The sequence below is a fragment of the Litchfieldella qijiaojingensis genome, from assembly GCF_014651875.1.
Classification (GTDB): domain Bacteria; phylum Pseudomonadota; class Gammaproteobacteria; order Pseudomonadales; family Halomonadaceae; genus Litchfieldella; species Litchfieldella qijiaojingensis.
The window spans coordinates 1-4,497 of the sequence record NZ_BMXS01000052.1; the positions used below are offsets into that span (position 1 = coordinate 1).

The window sequence follows — 4,497 nt, forward strand, 5'->3', positions numbered from 1 at the left end:
GGTCGAGGTGCAACCCCTGGCGGGCGCTGATCAGCCCTTCATCGTTGTCGAGGCGGTCGAGCGTCAGGGTGACCAGGTCGCCGACCAGGCGGCCGCCGTGGTTGGCCAGGCGGTCGGCGTCGAGCGTAATGGTGTCGGCGGTAAGTACGCCCTGGGCGCCGTTGTCGAGGCCGTCGGTCACCACCGCGTCGATGGCCTGCTTGGCCAGCAGGGTGCCGCCCTGGTTGTCGATCTCGCCGGCGCTGAGCGTCAGCTTACCGGTACGCGCCTGGATATGGCCGCCAGCGTTATTCAGTTGCCTGCCCACCTGAACCGCGAGGTCACCGGCTTCGGCGCTGATTACACCGCGCTGGTTATTCAGGTCCTGGGTGACGCTGAGCATGGCGGTGTCGCCAGCGAGCGTGCCGTCGGTATTGGTCAGGGTACCGGCGGTGAGCGTCACGTCGCCACTGGCCTGCAGCCGGCCCTGGCTATTATCCAGGGTATCGGCGACCGCGAGGGTCAGGTCGCCGGCGGTGGCGGCGATCAGTCCGTCGTCGCTGTTGTCCAGCGATGCCGCCTTGATGTCGACGGTATCGGCCACCAGTTTGCCTTGCTGGTTGACGATTGTGCCGATATCGGTCAATTGCAGGCTATCGGCAGCCAGGATGCCATGGGTGTTGTCGAGGTTATTGATACCGTTCAGGGTCAGTGCACCTTGCTTGAGTTGCAGGCGCCCGGCGCGATTGCTCAGTACCTCGACCAGGTCGAGGTGCAGCCCCTGCCTGGCATTGATCAGCCCGGCGTCGTTGTCGAGGCGATCCAGCGTCAGGGTCACCAAGTCGCCGACCAGGCTGCCGTTGTTATTGGTCAGTTGGTCGGCGTCGAGCGTAATGGTGTCGGCGGTAAGTACGCCCTGGGCGCCGTTGTCGAGGCCGTCGGTCACCACCGCGTCGATGGCCTGCTTGGCCAGCAGGGTGCCGCCCTGGTTGTCGATCTCGTCGGCGCTGAGCGTCAGCTTACCGGTACGCGCCTGGATATGGCCGCCAGCGTTATTCAGTTGCCTGCCCACCTGAACCGCGAGGTCACCGGCTTCGGCGCTGATTACGCCGCGCTGGTTATTCAGGTCCTGGGTGACGCTGAGCATGGCGGTGTCGCCAGCGAGCGTGCCGTCGGTATTGGTCAGGGTACCGGCGGTGAGCGTCACATCGCCGCTGGCCTGCAGCCGGCCCTGGCTATTGTCGAGGGTATCGGCAACGTCGAGGGTCAGGTCACCGTCGGTGGCGGCAATCAGTCCTTCGCTGCTGTTATCCAGCGAGGCGACATCGAGCGCGATGGCATCGGCGATGAGCTGGCCCTGGCGGTTGACGATTGTGCCGATATCGATCACTTGCAGGCTATCGGCAGCCAGGATGCCATGGGTGTTGTCGAGGTCACGGATGCCGTCCAGGGTCAGCCCACCTTCCATGAGCTGCAGGCGTCCGCCGCGGTTGCTCAGCACCTCGACCAGATCGAGGTGCAGCGCCTGTTGGGCGCTGATCAGCCCGGCGTCGTTGTCGAGGTGGTCCAGCGTCAGGGTGACCAGGTCGCCGACCAGGCTGCCGTTGTGGTTGGTCAGGCGGTTGGCAGCGACCTTGATGGCGTCGGCGGTGAGCACACCCTGGGCACCGTTGTCGAGGCTTTCGGTCACGCTGGCGTCGAGCGTCTGCTTGGCCAGCAGGGTGCCGCCCTGGTTGTCGATCTCGCCGGCGCTGAGCGTCAGCTTACCGGTACGCGCCTGGATATGGCCGCCAGCGTTATTCAGTTGCCTGCCCACCTGAACCGCGAGGTCACCGGCTTCGGCGCTGATCACGCCGCGCTGGTTAGTAAGGTCCTCGGTGACGGTGAGCGTGGCGGTGTCGCCAGCGAGCGTGCCCTCGGTGTTGGTCAGCGTGGTGGCACCCAGCGCCACGTTGCCGCTGGCCTGTAGCCGGCCCTTGGTATTGTCGAGGGTATTGGCGACCGCGAGGGTCAGGTCGCCGGCGGTGGCGGCGATCAGTCCGTCGTCGCTGTTGTCCAGCGATGCCGCCTTGATGTCGACGGTATCGGCCACCAGTTTGCCTTGCTGGTTGACGATTGTGCCGATATCGGTCAATTGCAGGCTATCGGCAGCCAGGATGCCATGGGTGTTGTCGAGGTTATTGATACCGTTCAGGGTCAGTGCACCTTGCTTGAGTTGCAGGCGCCCGGCGCGATTGCTCAGTACCTCGACCAGGTCGAGGTGCAGCCCCTGCCTGGCATTGATCAGCCCGGCGTCGTTGTCGAGGCGATCCAGCGTCAGGGTCACCAAGTCGCCGACCAGGCTGCCGTTGTTATTGGTCAGTTGGTCGGCATCGAGTGCGATGGTGTCGGCGGTGAGCGTGCCCTGGGCGCGGTTGTCGAGCGCACCGGCCACGCTGGCATCAATCTCTTGTTTGGCCAGCAGGGTGCCGCCCCGGTTGTCGACCTCGCCGGCGGTGAGGGTCAGCGTGCCGGTACGGGTCTGCACGTGACCGCCGGCGTTGTCCAGCCGCGCGCCGACCTCAAGCGCGAGGTCGCCCGCCTCGGCACTGATCACGCCGCGCTGGTTGGTCAGGTCTTGGGCAATCTTGAGCGTGGCGGTGTCGCCAGCGAGCGTGCCGTCGGTGTTGGTCAGCGTGGTGGCACTCAGCGCCACGTCGTCGCTGGCCTGCAGTTCACCCTGGCTATTGTCCAGGGTGTCGGCAACGTCGAGCGAGAGGTCGCCATCAGTGGCGGCAATCAGCCCTTCGTCTGTGTTGTCGAGCGAGGCGGCGTCGAGCGCGATGCCATCGGCGATGAGCTTACCCTGGCGGTTGGTGAGCGTGCCGACGTCCGTCACTTGCAGGTGTTTGGCGACCAGGATGCCTTGGGTGTTGTCGAGCTCGCGGCCACCTTTCAGAAACAGATCCCCGTCGGTGACCTGCAGGCGTCCGGTGCGGTTGTTCAGTGCCTCGACCAGGTCGAGGTGCAATGACTCCTGCGCGCTGACCAGCCCTTCGTCGTTGTCGAGGCGGTCGAGTGTCAGGGTGACGAGGTCAGCGACCAGGCTACCGCCGTGGTTGACCAGGCGATCGGCGTCGAGGTCGATGGTGTCGGCGGTGAACACGCCCTGGGCAGTGTTGTCGAGCGCGCCGGTCACGCTGGCATTAATTGCTTGCTCGGCCAGCAGGGTACCGCTCTGGTTGTCGACCTCGCCGGCGGTAAGGGTCAGCGTGCCGTGGCGGGCCTGGACGTGGCCGGCGGCGTTGTCCAGCTGCGCCCCGACGTCGAGCGTGAGGTCGCCGGCTTCGGTGTCGATCACGCCGCGTTGGTTGGTCAGGTCCTGGGTGACGGTGAGCGTGGCGCTGTCGCCAGCGAGCGTGCCGTCGGTGTTGGTCAGGGTGCCGGCGGTGAGCGAGACGTTGCCGTTGGCCTGCAGCCGTCCCTGGGTGTTGTCGAGGATATCGGTGACCTCGAGGGTCAGGTCGCCGTCGGTGGCGGCAATCAGGCCGTCATCGGTGTTGTCGAGGGAGGCGGCATCGAGGTCGATGTTGTCGGCGGTGAGCACGCCCTGGGCACTATTGTCGAGGCCTTCGGTCACCACCGCGTCGATGGCCTGCTTGGCCAGGAGTGTGCCGCCCCGGTTGTCGACCTCGCCGGCGGTGAGGGTCAGCGTGCCGGTGCGTGACTGGAGGTGGCCCGTGGCGTTATTCAGTTGTCTGCCCACCTGAACCGCGAGGTCGCCGGCTTCGGCGCTGATCACGCCCCCTTCGTTGGTCAGGTCCTGGGTGACGGTGAGCGTGGCGCTGTCGCCAGCGAGCGTGCCGTCGGTGTTGGTCAGCGTGGTGGCACTCAGCGTCACGTCGCGACTGGCCTGCAGCCGGCCCTGGCTATTGTCGAGAGAATCGGCGACCTCGAGGGTCAGGTCACCGTCGGTGGCGGCTATCAGTCCTTCGCTGCTGTTATCCAACGAGGTGGCGTCGAGATCGATGTCGTTGGCGGTGAGGCGTCCGCCGCGATTGGTGAGGGTGCCGACGCGGCCCTGAAGGTCGCCGTCGTCGAGGCTCAGGGTCCCGCCGCGGTTGTCGAGTCGCTCGAGGTCGAGCTGGACGTCCTGGCCGTGGGCGAACTGCACGCTGCCGCCGAGGTTGTCGAGATGGTCGGTGTCCAGTTCGAGCGAGGCGGTGGCGGCGAGGGTCGCCGCCTGACCCCGGTTGGTGACGGTCTCACTCGTCAGGGTCACCCGCTCGCCCTGGAGGGTGCCGCGATTGGTCACTTGTTGCTGGGCGTCGACGGCGATTTCGCTGGCCAGCAGGCGGCCCTGGTTGTGCGTGGTGGTGGAGGTCACCGCGAGACGCTGGGTGGCGTCGAGCCGCCCCTGGTTGTCGAGCCGGTCGGCCTTGAGGGTGAGGTCGGCGCCGGCTTGGCGGGTGTCGTTCTCGATGCCAGCGACGACGGTGCCCCGGTTGGCGAGGCGCTGCCCGGCCTTCAGGGTGATGT

Annotated in this window: 1 protein-coding gene; it reads right to left on the reverse strand. The window is 66.4% G+C overall.

Translation table 11 applies throughout. The features are described from left to right. A partial coding sequence (locus tag IE093_RS22060) for a beta strand repeat-containing protein (RefSeq protein ID WP_229803900.1) occupies positions 1-4,497 on the reverse strand: 4,497 nt, incomplete at both ends.